Origin of the sequence: Nonomuraea sp. N2-4H, from assembly GCF_045291505.1 — a bacterium.
Classification (GTDB): domain Bacteria; phylum Actinomycetota; class Actinomycetes; order Streptosporangiales; family Streptosporangiaceae; genus Nonomuraea; species Nonomuraea fastidiosa.
Genome location: NZ_CP147987.1, coordinates 8,734,339 through 8,748,831, shown reverse-complemented (window position 1 = coordinate 8,748,831; position 14,493 = coordinate 8,734,339). Strand labels below are relative to the sequence as shown.

At 71.2% G+C, this 14,493-nt stretch carries 16 protein-coding genes; 7 read left to right on the top strand and 9 right to left on the bottom strand.

Features of this window, described 5'->3' with window-relative positions:
* Window positions 1–2 precede the first annotated feature (2 nt).
* Window positions 3–971, bottom strand: coding sequence for a 4-hydroxy-3-methylbut-2-enyl diphosphate reductase (locus tag WBK31_RS40520; protein ID WP_364068876.1), 969 nt, complete (start codon window positions 969–971; stop codon window positions 3–5).
* A gap of 101 nt (window positions 972–1,072) precedes the next feature.
* Between WBK31_RS40520 and WBK31_RS40515 the strand changes: the two genes are divergently transcribed.
* Together WBK31_RS40515 and xseA are read left to right on the top strand one after the other, a co-directional pair.
* Complete coding sequence (locus WBK31_RS40515) at window positions 1,073–1,972, top strand: hypothetical protein (protein ID WP_378785216.1); 900 nt, start codon at window positions 1,073–1,075, stop codon at window positions 1,970–1,972.
* Window positions 1,973–2,000: 28 nt separating this feature from the next.
* The gene (gene xseA / locus WBK31_RS40510; protein ID WP_364068872.1) at window positions 2,001–3,218 is read left to right on the top strand and encodes an exodeoxyribonuclease VII large subunit; all 1,218 of its coding nucleotides are present in this window, start codon (window positions 2,001–2,003) and stop codon (window positions 3,216–3,218) included.
* Between the two features lie 67 nt (window positions 3,219–3,285).
* On the opposite strand, the gene WBK31_RS40505 is transcribed toward xseA, so the two are convergent.
* A complete protein-coding gene (locus WBK31_RS40505) occupies window positions 3,286–3,885 on the bottom strand; it encodes a helix-turn-helix domain-containing protein (protein ID WP_364068870.1) in 600 nt (199 codons plus the stop codon).
* 90 nt (window positions 3,886–3,975) lie between these two features.
* Between WBK31_RS40505 and WBK31_RS40500 the strand changes: the two genes are divergently transcribed.
* The gene (locus tag WBK31_RS40500) at window positions 3,976–4,386 is read left to right on the top strand and encodes a nitroreductase family deazaflavin-dependent oxidoreductase (protein WP_364068868.1); all 411 of its coding nucleotides are present in this window, start codon (window positions 3,976–3,978) and stop codon (window positions 4,384–4,386) included.
* Window positions 4,387–4,478: 92 nt separating this feature from the next.
* On the opposite strand, the gene WBK31_RS40495 is transcribed toward WBK31_RS40500, so the two are convergent.
* The 4 genes from WBK31_RS40495 to WBK31_RS40480 all read right to left on the bottom strand — a co-directional run bounded on the left by WBK31_RS40495 (window position 4,479) and on the right by WBK31_RS40480 (window position 6,926).
* Window positions 4,479–4,925 carry a hypothetical protein gene (locus WBK31_RS40495; protein ID WP_364068866.1) on the bottom strand — a complete coding sequence of 149 codons (447 nt, stop codon included), beginning with the start codon at window positions 4,923–4,925 and terminating at the stop codon, window positions 4,479–4,481.
* A 570-nt stretch (window positions 4,926–5,495) separates the two neighbouring features.
* Complete coding sequence (locus WBK31_RS40490; RefSeq protein WP_364068865.1) at window positions 5,496–5,744, bottom strand: exodeoxyribonuclease VII small subunit; 249 nt, start codon at window positions 5,742–5,744, stop codon at window positions 5,496–5,498.
* Between the two features lie 19 nt (window positions 5,745–5,763).
* On the bottom strand, window positions 5,764–6,294 hold the full coding sequence (locus tag WBK31_RS40485) for a DUF4245 domain-containing protein (protein ID WP_406674115.1): 531 nt from the start codon (window positions 6,292–6,294) through the stop codon (window positions 5,764–5,766).
* Window positions 6,295–6,305: 11 nt separating this feature from the next.
* Window positions 6,306–6,926 (bottom strand): TetR/AcrR family transcriptional regulator, encoded by a 621-nt coding sequence (locus tag WBK31_RS40480; RefSeq protein ID WP_364068861.1) that lies wholly within the window; start codon window positions 6,924–6,926, stop codon window positions 6,306–6,308.
* 171 nt (window positions 6,927–7,097) lie between these two features.
* Between WBK31_RS40480 and glpX the strand changes: the two genes are divergently transcribed.
* Complete coding sequence (gene glpX, locus WBK31_RS40475) at window positions 7,098–8,132, top strand: class II fructose-bisphosphatase (protein ID WP_364068859.1); 1,035 nt, start codon at window positions 7,098–7,100, stop codon at window positions 8,130–8,132.
* Window positions 8,133–8,159: 27 nt separating this feature from the next.
* Here the strand turns inward: glpX and WBK31_RS40470 are convergent, their stop codons facing one another.
* The gene (locus tag WBK31_RS40470; RefSeq protein WP_406674114.1) at window positions 8,160–8,786 is read right to left on the bottom strand and encodes a DUF1707 domain-containing protein; all 627 of its coding nucleotides are present in this window, start codon (window positions 8,784–8,786) and stop codon (window positions 8,160–8,162) included.
* Here WBK31_RS40470 and WBK31_RS40465 point away from each other — a divergent pair.
* Complete coding sequence (locus WBK31_RS40465) at window positions 8,694–9,668, top strand: DUF998 domain-containing protein (protein WP_406674113.1); 975 nt, start codon at window positions 8,694–8,696, stop codon at window positions 9,666–9,668. The genes WBK31_RS40470 and WBK31_RS40465 overlap by 93 nt on opposite strands.
* Before the next feature lie 89 nt (window positions 9,669–9,757).
* Window positions 9,758–10,918: an MFS transporter gene (locus WBK31_RS40460; protein WP_364068853.1), complete on the top strand. Its 1,161-nt coding sequence runs from the start codon at window positions 9,758–9,760 to the stop codon at window positions 10,916–10,918.
* Between the two features lie 143 nt (window positions 10,919–11,061).
* Here WBK31_RS40460 and WBK31_RS40455 read toward each other — a convergent pair whose 3' ends face one another.
* Window positions 11,062–12,000: a Gfo/Idh/MocA family oxidoreductase gene (locus tag WBK31_RS40455; RefSeq protein ID WP_364068851.1), complete on the bottom strand. Its 939-nt coding sequence runs from the start codon at window positions 11,998–12,000 to the stop codon at window positions 11,062–11,064.
* Between the two features lie 37 nt (window positions 12,001–12,037).
* Window positions 12,038–13,489 (bottom strand): PLP-dependent aminotransferase family protein, encoded by a 1,452-nt coding sequence (locus WBK31_RS40450; RefSeq protein ID WP_406674112.1) that lies wholly within the window; start codon window positions 13,487–13,489, stop codon window positions 12,038–12,040.
* Between the two features lie 80 nt (window positions 13,490–13,569).
* On the opposite strand from WBK31_RS40450, the gene WBK31_RS40445 reads away from it, so the two are divergent.
* Window positions 13,570–14,448 (top strand): DMT family transporter, encoded by an 879-nt coding sequence (locus WBK31_RS40445; protein ID WP_364068847.1) that lies wholly within the window; start codon window positions 13,570–13,572, stop codon window positions 14,446–14,448.
* Window positions 14,449–14,493 lie beyond the last annotated feature (45 nt).

The window sequence follows — 14,493 nt, the reverse complement described above, 5'->3', positions numbered from 1 at the left end:
ACTTAGGAGACGACCCGCAAGTCCTTGCGCAGCTCGTGGGGCAGCGCGAAGCGCATGCTCTCCTGCACCGGCTCGACCTCGGTGACGTCGTCGAACCCGTGGCGGGCCAGCCGCGCCAGCACCCCCTGCACCAGCTCTTCCGGCACCGACGCGCCGCTGGTGACGCCCACCGTGGTGACGCCTTCGAGCCACTCGTCCTGGATGTAGTCGGCGTTGTCGACGAGGTACGCCGCGTCGGCGCCGTAGTCCTTCGCCACCTCGACCAGCCGCTTGGAGTTGGAGGAGTTCTCAGAGCCGACGACGATGACGAGCTGCGCCTCGGCCGCGATCTCCTTCACCGCGCTCTGGCGATTCTGGGTGGCGTAGCAGATGTCGTCGCTCGGCGGGTCGAGCAGGTTGGGGAAGCGCTGCTTGAGGCGCGCCACCGTCTCGGTGGTCTCGTCGACCGACAGCGTGGTCTGCGACAGCCACACCAGCTTGTCCGGGTCTTTGACCTCGACCTTGTCGACCGCGTCGAGGCCGTCGACGAGCTGGATGTGCTCGGGCGCCTCGCCCGAGGTGCCCTCGACCTCCTCGTGGCCCTCGTGGCCGATCAGCAGGATCTCGTAGTCCTGCTTGGCGAAGCGCTTGGCCTCGTTGTGCACCTTCGTCACCAGAGGGCAGGTGGCGTCGATGGTGCGCAGGTTGCGCTGCTTCGCCTCCTCGTGCACCGCCGGCGAGACGCCGTGGGCCGAGAACACCACGATCTGGCCCTCCGGCACCTCCTCTGTCTCGTCGACGAAGATGGCGCCCCTGGCCTCAAGGGTCTTGACGACGTGCGTGTTGTGGACGATCTGCTTGCGTACGTAGACCGGCGCGCCGTACTGCTCCAGAGCCTTCTCGACCGCGACAACGGCTCGATCGACTCCGGCGCAGTAGCCCCGTGGCTTGGCGACGAGGACTCGGCGGGAAGTGGGGGTCTGGGGCTCCATACTTCTTATGCTACGTGGAGCGGCCATCCGGCCTGCGCGTGCATGCCGGCCCGCGGTGCGCCAGACTGGCCGTCCAAAACTGACCTCCCAGGGAGACGTACATGTCCTTCAGCGACGTGATACGCAACATCGCTAAAACCGTCACCAACAAGGACGAGCTTAAGGAAAAGGCCAAAGACCTGCCGCTGCTCGTCGTCCAGACCACGCTGAGCGCCGCCGGGCAGGCGCTGCTGCTCGTCGATCGGATGAAGAACTCGATCAAGGGGCTGGGCAAGGAAGAGCGCGAGGAGGAGCAGGAGACCCGCCCCTCCGCCGCCGAGCAGGTCGCCGCCGGGCCCGCCGAGACCGAGCCCGCCTCCGAGCAGGACAAGCCGGCGCGCAAGGAGCCGGTCATCTTCGCGCCGAGGCCCGAGCCGAACGGCGTCGCCAAGACCAAGCCCGACCCGGTCATCTTCGCCCCCACCAAGACCGAGCCCGCCAAGCCCGCCGAACCCGCCGAACCCGCCAAGCCCGAGCCCACCGAGACCGAGCCCGCCGTCGCTGAAGCGGCTCCCGAGAAGCCTGCCGCCACCAAGAGCTCCAAGACCTCCAAGCCGAAGGCCACGGAGTCCAAGGCCACCACCGAGGCCGAGCCGAAGGCCGCTGAGACCAAGACCGACGAGGCAAAGGCCGCTGAGGTCAAGACGGCCGAGACCAAGGCCGACGAGCCGAAGGCCGCTGAGCCGGTGGCCGCGCCCGAGCCCGCCGCCGCCACCGAGGAGCCCGCCAAGGCCCCAGAACCCGCCGCCGCTCCCGAGCCCGCCACCGCCGCGAAGGTCGATCTGGCCGAGCCGCTGCCCGGCTACTCGCAGCTCACCATCGCCTCGCTGCGCGCCAGGATGCGCGGCAAGTCGGCCGAGCAGATCAGCGCGTTCCTCGAGTACGAGAAGGCGACCACGGCGCGTCCCGAGGTCATCCGCATGTTCGAGAACCGCCTCGCCAAGCTCCAGGCCGCGGAGTAAATCGCCCCGGACCCCGTAGTCTTCCGGCATGACCTCGAAGACCTCGCCCGAGTCTCCCCTGCCGATCCGCACGGTCCTGCAGATGGTGGGCGGCTGGATCGGCAGACTCGGCACGGTCTGGGTCGAAGGTGAGATCACCGAGCTGAGCGCCCGAGGCGGCACGGTGTTCCTGACCCTGCGCGATCCGGTGGCCAACGTGTCCGCCAGGGTCACCGCCCCGCGCGGCGTGTACGAGGCCACGGTGCCCAGGCCGTCCAACGGCTCCCGCGTGGTGATGCACGTCAAGCCCGACTTCTGGGTCAACAGGGGTTCGTTCGCCTTCACCGCGCTGGAGATGCGCCCCGTCGGGGTCGGCGAGATGCTGGTCAGGCTGGAGCGGCTGCGGCAGCTCCTGGCCGCCGAGGGCCTGTTCAACGCCGACAGGAAGCGGCGGCTGCCGTTCCTGCCCGGCACGATCGGGCTCATCTGCGGGCGCGAGTCGGCGGCCGAGCGCGACGTGCTGGAGAACTCCCGGCGCCGCTGGCCGGCCGTGAAGTTCAAGGTCGAGGAAGTCGCCGTGCAGGGGCCGTACGCGGTGGGCGAGGTGACCGAGGCCCTGCGCAAGCTCGACGCCGACCCCGCGGTCGAGGTGATCGTGATCGCCCGCGGCGGCGGCTCGCTCGAAGACCTGCTGCCGTTCTCCGACGAGACGCTGGTACGCGCCGTCGCCGCCTGCCGCACCCCCGTCGTCAGCGCGATCGGCCACGAGCAGGACAGCCCGCTGCTCGACCTGGTGGCCGACGTACGCGCGTCCACGCCCACCGACGCCGCCAAGAAGGTCGTGCCCGACGTGGGCGAGCAGCTCACGCTCATCCGCCAGCTCCGCGACCGCGGCCGCCGGGTGCTGAGCGGCTGGCTGGACCGGGAGATGTCCTGGCTGACCTCCGTACGCTCGCGGCCCTCGCTCGCCGACCCCGTACGCGAGCTGGAGCGCCGCGCCGAGCAGGCGGAGGCGCTGCGCGACCGGGCCAGGCGGGCGCTGTCGGGCTCGCTCGACCGCGCCGAGGACGACCTGGCCCACCTGCGTGCCCGCCTGGTCGCCCTGTCCCCCGCCGCGACGCTGGAGCGCGGCTACGCGATCGTGCAGCATCCGTCGGGCGAGGTCGTACGTCTGGCCAGGGACGTCAAGCCCGGCTCCCGCTTGACGATCCGGCTGAGCGACGATCGGCTGCACGTACGCACGGAAGAGCCCGACGCGACGGACTGAGCCCGCGCGGAGAAGCATCTGGCGTGGAGGCCGGCTGTGAAGCGGCGGGAGCGTCGCGGAGGGGCCGTCAGGTGAGGATCGCCTCGGCGAGCAGGGTCAGGCCCGCCTTGATGTCGTCGGTGCTCATGCCGCGCTCGCGGCGCTGGTAGGCGATCAGGTCGGCGCCGGCGGCGGCGAGCAGCGCGTCGGCCACGTACGCGGCGGGCAGGCCGGGCCGCGCCTCCGACAGCAGCCCGGCCAGATGCATGTGGTACAGCAGGTAGGGGCCCGTTCCGGCCTTCGACTTGCGGCTGCGTTCCAGCATCACGTACAGGTCCTCCTGGGCCACGACGCGATCGACGAGCGCGCGCAGGAACGCGAAAGCGCGCTCGCGGGGCGGCGCGCCGGGGCCGAGCGGTGGCGGGCCGGAGATGAACGCGTCCTGAAAGCGCCGCTCGTGGTCGTCCAGCAGCGCGAGCAGCAATCCCGTACGGTCGCCGAAGCGCCGGTAGACCGTGCCCACGCCGACCCCGGCCGCGCGGGCGACCTCATCAAGCGACAGGTCCTCGGTTCCGTGCTCGGCGAGCATCCTGGTCGCCACGTCGATGATCTTCCTGCGGTTGCGCACCGCGTCGGCGCGTTCCTGCTGGGGTTGGCCGACGACGGGCAGGAATCTGCGTTCCCTCACAGGCCGAGCATACCCGTGACAAACGGAGAGTTTTCCGGCTACCCTGCCCCAAACGGAGATTTCTCCGATTAGCTGAGAGGGAGTGAAGCCATGAACGACTTCAATGCCGAGATCATCGAAGAGTTCCGGGCCAACGAGGGCCGGGTGGGCGGCATGTTCGAAGGCCAGCCGCTGTGCCTGCTCACCACCAAGGGAGCCAAGAGCGGCAAGGACGTCACGACGCCCGTCATGTACTTGAAGGACGGGGACGACTACATCGTGATCGCCTCCAACGCCGGCGCCGACAACCATCCCGCCTGGTACCACAACCTACGCGCGACCCCGGAGGCGACGCTGGAGGTGGGCACCGAGAAGTTCACCGCCAAGGCGTCTTTCGCGGAGGGCGACAAGCGCGACCAGCTCTACGCGCGCATGGTCGAGATCTCGCCCGGCTTCGCCGAGTACGAGAAGAAGACCACCCGCCTCATCCCCGTCGTCGCCCTCACCCCCACCGCCTCCTGACCGGGGCCACGCAACGCGAAGAGGCCGCATCCCCGCTGCTGAGGATGCGGCCTCTTCGCGTCAGTTACCGAGCCGTTCGCCGACGCGCCGGATCAGGGGATGTGCGGGATGCGCTTCTCGTACCAGTCGAAGTGGCCGGAGTTGCCGTCAGGCCCGAACGTGCCGTCGAACCGGAAAAAGCTGTTGGGCGGCATCGTGAACCGGACGACCTTGTCCCCAGGCCGGTCGTCGGTGTAGAGGACGTCGCCCCGGGTGTCGTTCCTGTAGTCCGTGACGATGAGGGTGAGCCGCTCGCCGTCCGGGACGTCGAGGCAGATCTCGTACGTGGTCTCGTAACCGTTGCCGGTCCAGGCGAAGCCGTCGACCCCCTTCCTCACCGAGTTGCCGGGCGCGAAGAGACCCTTCCAGACGTAGTCCCAGTCGCTGCGGACGGCCTCGCAGTCGATCGATGACGACGTGGCCGCCGAGGCGGGGCCGCCGGCGGCCAGTGCGGTGCCGAGCACGCCTGCGGCGATGAGGGCGGAAAGAGTGCGCTTCATTACTCCCCTTAGATGAGCGCTGACACAAGCCCTTACAAGAGCGACATCCAACCTGTTGGTTGAAGGCTCAACTAATGATGCGCCAGTCTCCACTCTTGATCAAGCCCGGACAAAGAAGGCCCCATTCAGTCGCCTGCCGTTAACCGCCGCGTTCACCGCGCGGGTGCCCGGACCGGGAGACCACGGCGCGAAGCGCGGCGGGGCGCGGTCGGTGTCGGTGGAGGCACGCAAGTCCGCCGAGTCACCGCACGATCGGGCGCGGTATGCCGGGCTCCGCTGCGGCCCTGGAACGCGGCTGTTCGCCCGGGGCCAAGCTCCTGCGGGCCGGCCTCGCGTGCCGCCGCAGAGGGGCTGACGCGAGGGATCCGGCGACGGCCGAGGGCCTGGAGCACGGCGGGATAAGCCCGGGTGGCCGGCACGGACCGAAAGGCCGACGCGAGGCCAGGGGCATGGCGCGGGGCTCAGGGCCGGGAGACCGGCGCACTGCCAGCAGACCAGCGCAGGGCCGGGAGGCAGGGTGCCGGGTGGGCGGCACGCGGTCGCGAGCGGTCGGAGAAGGTGGGGAAGGGGTCAGAAGGGGGTGTCGTCGGAAGAAGGCTGGTCGGAGCGGCGGGCCATGGCGGCGGCGAGCTTGACGCGGGCCCCCTGGAGCCACTCCTCGCAGACGGCCGCCAGCTTCTCCCCACGTTCCCACAGCTCGATCGACTGTTCCAGCGTCAGCCCGCCGGTCTCCAGCCGCCGCACGACTTCGGTCAGCTCTTCGCGTGCCTGCTCGTAGGAGAGTTTCTTCTCGCCCGCGGGCTCCTTCTCGTCTGCCACGCCATCCAGCCTAGACGCGTCAGCCCACCGGCCGCTGCTGCAGGCGGCCGGCGAGGTCGGCGAGTTCGGGCCAGTCGGCGGTGCCGGTGATGACGAGGGTGACGTCGGGCAGGATGCGGACGAGCGAGCGCTGGTTCTTGTCCTTGCGGTAGCGCTGCTCCCAGGTGACGCCGCCGACCTGCTGGGTGCCGACGGCCTTGTCGCTGTTGGCCATGCGGCTGGCGAAGCCGGCGGCGGGCTGCTCGTTGCTCTGGGCGAACATGGCGTGCTCGCGCTTGGCGGTGGCGTAGCCGAGGTAGAGCACCTTCGCGCCGTTCTCGCCGTCGGCGATCCTGTTGCTGTTGGGCACCCAGCCGGGCGGGTCCTCCTTGGGCGCCCACACGCCGTACGGGACGCTGTGGCCGAAGTTGGCGACGGTGATGGAGTAGTCGCGCCGCGGGATGTGCTCATCGCGGCTTTGCGGGGTGACCAGGAGGAAGAGCCCGGCCCCCGCGAGGCAGACGAAGAGGGCTACCGTGTAGCCGTAGAGACCTTGGGTGAACCGTCGCACACCTGGCGAGGTTACCCGCTGGAGTGGCCGGTCGCCGAAGCGGCCGGGCGGATGCCGCCGATGATGGCGAGAACGTCGTCGGCGAGGCGCGGGTCGCCGGTGCGTACGACCTCGGAGACGGCCGCCGCGAGCGCGCCGGTGATCACGACGACGAGCGCGCGGTCGTCCTCGAAGAGCGCGGCGTTGCGCTGTGCCCACTGCCGGAGCCGGTCGCGCATGATGACGTCGAACCCGGGCGGCCCGTCGCCGCGCAGGAACAGCGCGGCCAGCTCGCGCTCCTCCAGGCAGCCGTCCAGGTACGCGCGGGCGGCGCGGACGAACACGCCCATGGGGTCGGCCTCGCCGGCGGTGCGGGCCGCGCGGGCGGCCTCCTTGGTGCGCTGGGTCTGCCGGGCCTGGAACTCCTCCCACAGCGTGAGGTAGAGGTCGGCCTTGCCGGAGAAGTGGTGGTAGAGGCTGCCGACGCTGGCCTCGGCCCTCGCCACCACGTCGGTCACGCCGGCTTCGGCGAACCCCTTGGAGATGAACACCTCTCGGGCGGCGGCGAGCAGCGAGCTGCGGGTGGCCGCACCGCGCTCGGATATGCGCGGCTGCAGGGCGACGGCGTCGGCGTCGCTGGTCACTTCGCTCATACGGGATCTCCTCCACGGCGGGGGCGCCACGCACCATGTTGGAGTCGAGATCCTCGGCGCGCACAGCGTATGGCACAAATTCCGCGCTCAAGTTGCAGATTATCCCCCTCCGACCGGGAATAGACCGGCAACTACGATCGAGGGAGACGTCCCACGAGGAGGCCAGCCATCATGTCCGACCAGACTTCCGTGCCGCCGGCGCTCGCCACCAGTGAGCACGCCCCTGATCGCAACCTGGCGCTGGAGCTCGTACGCGTCACGGAGGCGGCCGCGATGGCGGCTGCCCGGTGGGTGGGCAGGGGCGACAAGAACGGCGCGGACGGCGCCGCCGTGAACGCCATGCGCCAGCTCATCAACACGGTCTCGATGAACGGCGTGGTCGTCATCGGCGAGGGCGAGAAGGACCACGCGCCGATGCTCTTCAACGGCGAGCACGTCGGCGACGGCAGCGGCCCCGACTGCGACGTGGCGGTCGACCCGATCGACGGCACCCGGCTGACCGCGCTGGGCATGCCGGACGCGGTGTCGGTGATCGCGGTGAGCGAGCGCGGCTCGATGTACGACCCGTCGGCCGTCTTCTACATGGAGAAGCTGGTCACCGGGCCTGAGGCGGCCGACGTGGTGGACATCGAGGCCCCCGTCGCCGAGAACATCAACGCGGTGGCCAGGGCCAAGCACTGCTCGCCGTCCGACGTGACCGTGGTCGTGCTCGACCGGCCCCGCCACGAGCGGCTGGTCAAGGAGATCAGGGAGGCGGGCGCGCGGATCAAGTTCATCACCGACGGCGACGTGGCCGGCGCGATCATGGCGGCCCGCCAGGGCACGGGCATCGACCTGATGCTGGGCATCGGCGGCACGCCCGAGGGCATCGTGGCGGCGTGCGCGCTCAAGTGCCTGGGCGGCGTCATCCAGGGCAAGCTGTGGCCGCGCGACGACGCCGAGCGTTCCAGGGCCGTGGACGCGGGTCACGACCTCGACCAGGTGCTCACCACGAACGACCTGGTGAAGTCCGACGATGTGTTCTTCGCCGCGACGGGCATCACGCAGGGCGAGCTGATGAAGGGCGTACGGTTCCGCGCCGGCTCGGCGGTGACGGAGTCGCTGGTGATGCGCGGGCGGTCCGGCACGATCAGGAAGATCGAAAGCGAGCATCAGCTCTGGAAGCTGCGGGCGTACAGCGCGATCAACTTCGACACCGCGGGCTGACCTGGAGCGGCCCCGTCACCCCAAGTGTCACCAGCGGCGCTTGCGGCGCGGCGGCTCCTTGACCTTGATCTCGCCCGCGAAGTTCGTGGTGCGCACCTCGATGACGGGCGCGCCGGGCTCGGTGGGCTGCTTGGTCAGCCGTACGGTCTTGTCCTTGGCGACCCTGATCACCTCGAGCCCTTCGGGCACGTGGATCTCCAGCCCGCCGAAGACGAGGGTGGCGTTGATGACGATGCGGCGGTTCTGCAGGATCGCGTCGCGGAAGTCGAGCTTGGTGGTGCCGAACATGGCGGTCACGTCGACCTCGGCGGGCACCACCCAGCGTCCACCGCGCTTCTCCTGCTTGAAGATGGCGGAGACGGGCCGGCCGTCGAGGTTGAGCGGCTGCTGGTCGGCGGGCAGCAGGTCGGTGGTGAGCGCGGCCAGCTCGCCGAGCGTGCGGGCGGAGTAGAGCACGCCGAGCCGCTCCTCCAGCTCGTCGAGCTGGAGCCGGCCGTCGGCGTGGGCGTCCTGGAGCACCTGCGCGATGCGCTCACGATCGGCGTCGGACGCGCGCAGCTCGTGTGGCTGCGGCAGGTCGCTCCGGGTCTGCGGCTTGCGGGCGGACACGAACTCTTCGGCCAGCCGCTCCCCGACTTCCTGCAGTTTCGGCAACCACGATCCCGCGCGTTCGTTCACATCTCCGACGATATCCGGCGGTCGCCCGGTTCGCTCGTCCTCGACGGTGAGGTGTCCGATGACCTCGGCGAACGGCCGCGTGCCGCGCGTGTCCCGCTTTCCCCGGCGTTTCGTCACGTGATTTATCCGGCGATTCTTCGGAATCCAGGCACCCCTTGTGGTCGTTTATCCGGCAAAAGGGAGGCTTGCGTGCATCGACCTGCGCGGTGGGGACTCGGCGCGGCAGGCGCCGGCATAGCAGTGATCGTGGGCCTGGACATCTCCAGCCTGGATGAGATGGATCCGTTCCGCCGGACCATCAGCGAGCACGGGCTGGGGCCGGACGGCTGGGTGTTCGGCCTCGGCGTGGGACTGCTTGCGGCGGGGTCGATCGCCATCGGCGTGTCGCTGGCCAGGAAGAGGCTGGCCGGGGTGCTCGGCACCATCGCGTTGATGGGCTGGAGCCTGGGCTTGTTCGTGACGGCCTGGTTTGAAAAGCACGACTGGTCGGTGGGACCGAGCCTGAGCGGCAGCATTCACCGGGTGGGCAGCTTCGTGGCTTTCCTGTGCCTGCCGCTGGCCGCGGTGCTGATCGCCCGGCCGTGGCACCGGCACAGGTCGCGGGCGACGCTGGTGGCGTTCGGGTTCGGGGTGTGCTCGGTGCTGTGGGTGGTGGGCATCGCCTCGATGATGTTCTACGCCTCCGCCGAAGGGCTGCCGTGGTATCGCGTCATGCCGTTGGGGCTGGTGGAACGCGGGCTGGCGGTCACGGAGGTGGCGGCGCTGCTGGCGCTCGGGGTGTGGGCGGCGGCCCGGCGGATCGACGTGGCCGAGCCCGAACGCGGACCGGCCGGGGCGGTGATGGAGACGTCCACGTAACCGTGGCGATCTCGTGCTGGTGCCGGACGGAGACAGCGGGCTAACCTGACCCAGCCTCACGTTTGACACCCCCCATTCAGGAGGCCGCCGTGCCGTCCTTACGTGATCGCCAGGCCCGCATCGCCACGTACGTCGTCTACGGCGTCCAGGGACTGTCCTTCGCCTCGCTCCTCATCCAGGTCGCCGCGCTCCAGGCCAAGCACGATCTCGACGAGGGCAGCCTGACGTTGCTGCTGCTGGTCGTACCGGTGTTCGCGGGCGCGGGCAGCGTGGCGGCCGGCGCGTTCGCCGCCCGCTGGGGCAGCAGGCCGCTGCTGCGCATCGCCCAGCCTGCCGTGGCCGCCGCCGTGGTGCTGTCCGGGCTGGCCCCGAACGTTCCGCTGCTGCTGCCGGTGCTGCTGCTGTTCGGCGTGGCCGTCGGCGCGGTGGACGCGGGCATGAACATGCAGGGCGTGGCCGTCGAGCGCCGCTACGGCATGCAGGTGCTGAACGGCTTCCACTGCGTGTGGAGCGCGCTCAGCATGCTCGGCGCGCTGTGGGCGTCGGCAGCGGCCGGCCTGCCGCTGCCGGTCATCATGGCCGCCCCCATGGTGCTCGCGGTGGCCTGCTCGCTCTACGCCGGGCGGCACCTGTGCTCCCCCGAGGAGGAGAAGGCCGAGCCGCAGGCGGAGACGGTCGCGGGGCCCTTCCCGTGGCGGCCGATCATCCCGCTCTGCCTGGCCATGGGCTTCCTGTACGTCGGCGACGCCGCGGTCTCCAACTTCAACACCGTGTTCATGAAGGACGTGCTGGAGGCGGGTCCCCGGGTGATCCCGCTGGCCTACGTCGCGTACCAGGCGACCACGCTGGCCGTCCGCCTCGCGGGCGACCTGGCGGTGCGCCGCTACGGTCCGGCCGCCATCGTGCGGATCGGCGGCGTGATCGCCACGGCCGGGTTCCTCGGCGTCGTGCTCGCGCCGAACCAGCCGCTCGCCATCGTCGCGTTCGGCCTGACCGGGGTGGGGCTGTCGGTGGTGGCGCCGCAGTCGTTCTCGGCGGCGGGGCGGCTCGACCCGGCGGGCACCGGCGTGGCCATCGCCAGGGTGAACCTCTTCAACTACGTCGGGTTCATCGCGGGCGCCGCCCTGGTCGGCGGGATCGCGGACGCGACGGACATGCGGGTGGCGTTCGCGGCGCCGCTGGTGCTGGCGGCGGCGATCATCGCGCTCGCGCCCGGCTTCGAGCCGAAACGCGCCCCCGCCACCACCTGACGGCGCCGGGCCACGCTCCCGCCCAGCGCTCCCGGCCGTCACCCCGACCGGCCTGCAAAACCCCGCATCCCGACCGGCCTGCAAAACCCCGCGTCCCGGCCGGCCTGCGAGACCCGCGCCCCGACCGGCCTGAAGGCCCGGCGTCAGCGGCGGACCTCCGCCACCTCCACCGGGCGGCCCTCGCGCAGCGACAGGTCGGCGGCCTCGGCGACGTACAGGGCCTCGAGCGCGTCCTCGATCGTGCACGGGCTGGACTCGCTGGTGAGGAACGCGTCGATCTCGGCGCGGTAGGCGGCTTCGAAGCGGGTGACGAAGTCGGGCCAGGGCTCGGCGCCGGTCTCGGGCTGCTCGGCCGAGTGCAACGGGGCGCGCGGGCTGAGGCCGACGGCCTGCGTGCGCCGGGTGCCGGCCAGCTCCATCCGCACGTCGTACCCGCCGCCGTTGTAGCGCGAGCCCTGGAGCGTGGCCAGCGTGCCGTCGTCCAGGGTGAGCAGCGCGGCGCTGTTGTCCACGTCGCCGGCCTCGGCGAAGACCGCGGCGCCGCGGTTGGCCCCGCGCGCGTAGACCGAGACCACCTCCCTGCCGGTGACCCAGCGCAGGATGTCGAAGTCGTGGATGTGGCAGTCGCGGAAGATCCCGCCGGACAGCGGCAGGTATTCGGCGGGCGGCGGCGCGGGGTCGGCGGTGACCATGTGGACGCGGTGCAGCTCCCCCAGCTCCCCGGCGCGCAGCGCGGCGGCCGCGGCCACGTAACCGGGGTCGAACCGGCGCTGGAACCCGATCTGCACCCGGTTGTCGCCGCGTGACTCCAGCACCTTGACGGTCTCGGCGACCGTGCCCGCCACCGGCTTCTCGCAGAAGGCGGGGATGCCGCGCTCGCAGGCCGCGATGATCAGGTCGGCGTGGGTACCGGTCGGCGTGGCGATGACGACGGCGTCCGCCTCGAAGGGGTCGCCCGGCCTGCCGTACGGGGACGTGCGTACGGGATCGGCCACGATCAGCTCGTCGACCAGCGGGTGCGCGGCGAGCGTGGCGGCATGGAAGGCGCCGATCCTGCCCAGACCCAGCAATCCCACGCGCATGACGTCCTCCCCCTCGTTCCGGAATCAGATTCTTTTTCTAGGCACGCCTCTCTCTGTCAGTCAAGGTTTGTCCAGACATTCTGACCTTCAAGCCTCGTACGGCCGCCTCCGCCTTGTGCGCGGGCAACCGGGCGAACCCCATGACCACGGCCGCGGGCCCCGGCGTCCGCCGCATCGGGCCCACCGCCTCGACCAGCAGGCCCAGCTCGGCGGCGGCCCGCACCGTGCGCGGCTCGTCCCAGCCGTCCGGCAGCTCCAGGTAGACGTGCAGCCCGGCCTCGATGCCGCGTACCCGCACCTCGGGCAGCTCGGCCGCCAGCGCGCTCACCAGGGCGTCGCGGCGGCGGCGGTACTCCCTGCGCATGCGCCGCAGGTGCTTGTCGTAGGCCCCGGTACGCAGGAAGTGCGCGAGCGCGTACTGGTCGATGACCGGCGAGCCGAGGTCCAGCTCACCGCGCGCCCTGCGGATGGCCTCGGCCAGGTCGGGCGGCGCGGCCACCCAGCCGAGGCGCAGGCCGGGCGCGAGCGCCTTGCTCACGCTGCCGCACAGGATCACCCGGTCGGGCGCGAGGCCCTGCAGGCAGCCGACGGGGTCGCGGTCGAAGCGGAACTCGGCGTCGTAGTCGTCCTCCAGGATCAGCCGGCGCCCCGCGTACGCCCACTCCATGAGCGCGGCCCGGCGCGCCGGCGACAGCACCACCCCGGTCGGGAACTGGTGCGCCGGTGTGACCAGCACGGCGTCGCCGCCCGCGCGGCGCACGTCGATGCCCTCTTCGTCCACCGGCACCGGCAGCACGTGCGCGCCCGTCCGCTTGATCAGCGGCACCTGGCGATGGCTCGTCGGGTCCTCGACGGCCAGCCGCAACGGGCGCTGCCCGTTGACGACGTGCCCTGCCATCACGTGCCCCGCCATAACGTGCAGGGCCAGGCTCAGCCCCTGGGCCACGCCGCTCACGACGATGAGGTTCTCGGGGCGCACGTCGGCCGCCCTGACCCTTCTGAGGTAGCCGGCCAGCTCCTCGCGCAGCTCAGGCACGCCGCCGGGGTCCCCGTAATCGAGGGCGTCCGAGGGTACGGTGGTCAGGACGTGCCTGACGGCCGCCAGCCAGCGTTCACGGGGGAAGTGGCTGAGGTCGGGGGAAGTGGGGCGATGGCCGTGATAGGGAACGGGGCTGGGACTGGCGCTCGCCGTCCCGCGGCGCACGGGCTGCGGCCTGGGCGGTGCGGCGGCGCGCTGCGGGGTGTTCGCGGGCGTCACCTGGGTGCCGACGCCGACCCTGGAGACCAGGAAACCCTCGGCGACGAGCTGCTCGTACGCCTCCACCACCACACCCCTGGAGACCTGGAGGTCCGCGGCGAGATCGCGGGTGGCGGGCAGGCGGGTGCCGGGTGCGAGCCGCCCGCCGCGTATGGAGTCGCGCAGCTCGGAGGCGATCTGCCCGGCGATGCCGCCCTTCGCGCGGTCTATGCGGATGTGGAGGTCGGCCATGTCGGTCCTTCGAATGGTCCTGTCTTCCGGCGCGACATTGGACTGTTTTCCCGAACCATTGTCTCCCTAGCATCGCACGCATGAGAAACGGCATCCTGGGCGCCGCCACGGCCATGTTCCTCGTCGGAACGCTGGCCGGGGTCGCGGGACTCATCGGCGCTTACCCCATCTACGGCGGCCAGGCCGTCCGGTATCTCGTCGCGGCCGTCGTCCTGCTCGCCATCACCAGGGCGCTCGGACTGCGGTTCGTACGGATGACCCGGCGCGAGGTGCTCTGCCTGGCCGGGCTCACCCTGCTCGGCCTGGTGTTCTTCAACGTCTGCGTGATCGAGTCCACCCGCGCCTCCGGCCCCGCGCTGGTCGGCACCGTGCTCGGCACCGTGCCGCTGGCGCTCGCGCTGGCCGGCGGCCGCCCCGCGCCCCGGCTGCTGTTCGGCGCCGCCGTGGTGGTGACCGGCGCGACGCTGGCCACCGGGCTCGGCAGCGGCACCACCGAGAGCCTGCTGTGGGCGCTCGGCGCGCTCGTCGGCGAGGTCAGCTTCTCCCTGCTGGCCATCCCGCTGCTGCCGCGCCTCGGGCCGATCCGCGTCTCGGCGTACTCGACCACGCTGGCCGTGCCCATGCTGGCCCTGGTCGGCTGGGTGAGCGAGGGCCCCGCCATGCTGCGCACGCCCACGCTGCCCGAGGCACTCGGGCTCGGCTACCTCGCGATCGTGGTGACGGTGATCGCGTTCTTCCTGTGGTACCGCTCGCTGCCCAAGCTGGGCCCGGGGCGGGCCGGGCTGTTCGCCGGACTCATCCCGGTGGCGGCGATCGTCACGGGCGCGGTGCTCGGCATCGCCATGCCCACCGCGTACGACCTGGTCGGCGCCGCTCTCGTCGTCACCGGCATCCTCGTGGGCCTGACCTCGGCGCGCGCGGGCGGCCAGGAGCCCGCCGTCCGGCCTTCGGAGGCGTAGAACGGCGTCGAGCTGCGTAGAGCCATTCCCTGGCCGGCTTCAAGG